The following is a 1,127-nucleotide window of genomic DNA, read 5'->3' as shown; positions in this document are numbered from 1 at the left end:
CCAGTCACTGAAACATTCAAGGCAAGCGACTCGTCAAATGAGACGTTTGAACCTTGAGCCAGGTTTGGTTCCACCTTAGGAACTATCAGACTTTAAACTGAAGAGTTTGATCATGGCTCAGATTGAACGCTGGCGGCAGGCCTAACACATGCAAGTCGAGCGGAAACGATCCTAGCTTGCTAGGAGGCGTCGAGCGGCGGACGGGTGAGTAATGCATAGGAATCTGCCCGGTAGTGGGGGATAACCTGGGGAAACCCAGGCTAATACCGCATACGCCCTACGGGGGAAAGCAGGGGATCTTCGGACCTTGCGCTATCGGATGAGCCTATGTCGGATTAGCTTGTTGGTGAGGTAATGGCTCACCAAGGCGACGATCCGTAGCTGGTCTGAGAGGATGATCAGCCACATCGGGACTGAGACACGGCCCGAACTCCTACGGGAGGCAGCAGTGGGGAATATTGGACAATGGGCGAAAGCCTGATCCAGCCATGCCGCGTGTGTGAAGAAGGCTTTCGGGTTGTAAAGCACTTTCAGTGAGGAAGAATGCCTTGGGCTTAATACGCCCGAGGAAAGACATCACTCACAGAAGAAGCACCGGCTAACTCCGTGCCAGCAGCCGCGGTAATACGGAGGGTGCGAGCGTTAATCGGAATTACTGGGCGTAAAGCGCGCGTAGGTGGCTTGATAAGCCGGTTGTGAAAGCCCCGGGCTCAACCTGGGAACGGCATCCGGAACTGTCAGGCTAGAGTGCAGGAGAGGAAGGTAGAATTCCCGGTGTAGCGGTGAAATGCGTAGAGATCGGGAGGAATACCAGTGGCGAAGGCGGCCTTCTGGACTGACACTGACACTGAGGTGCGAAAGCGTGGGTAGCAAACAGGATTAGATACCCTGGTAGTCCACGCCGTAAACGATGTCGACTAGCCGTTGGGGTCCTAGAGACCTTTGTGGCGCAGTTAACGCGATAAGTCGACCGCCTGGGGAGTACGGCCGCAAGGTTAAAACTCAAATGAATTGACGGGGGCCCGCACAAGCGGTGGAGCATGTGGTTTAATTCGATGCAACGCGAAGAACCTTACCTACCCTTGACATCGTGCGAACTTTCCAGAGATGGATTGGTGCCTTCGGGA

General features: G+C 54.7%; 1 rRNA gene. It reads left to right on the top strand.

Annotation, left to right across the window (positions count from 1 at the left end):
- Positions 1 to 94: 94 nt before the first annotated feature.
- A 16S ribosomal RNA gene (locus tag BM388_RS17485) occupies positions 95 to 1,127 on the top strand; the annotation flags it as partial.

The organism is Halomonas saccharevitans, assembly GCF_900116405.1.
GTDB classification, from domain to species: Bacteria; Pseudomonadota; Gammaproteobacteria; order Pseudomonadales; family Halomonadaceae; genus Halomonas; species Halomonas saccharevitans.
The sequence above is the reverse complement of the archived record's forward strand: the minus strand, read 5'-3'. Positions and strand labels throughout refer to the sequence as shown.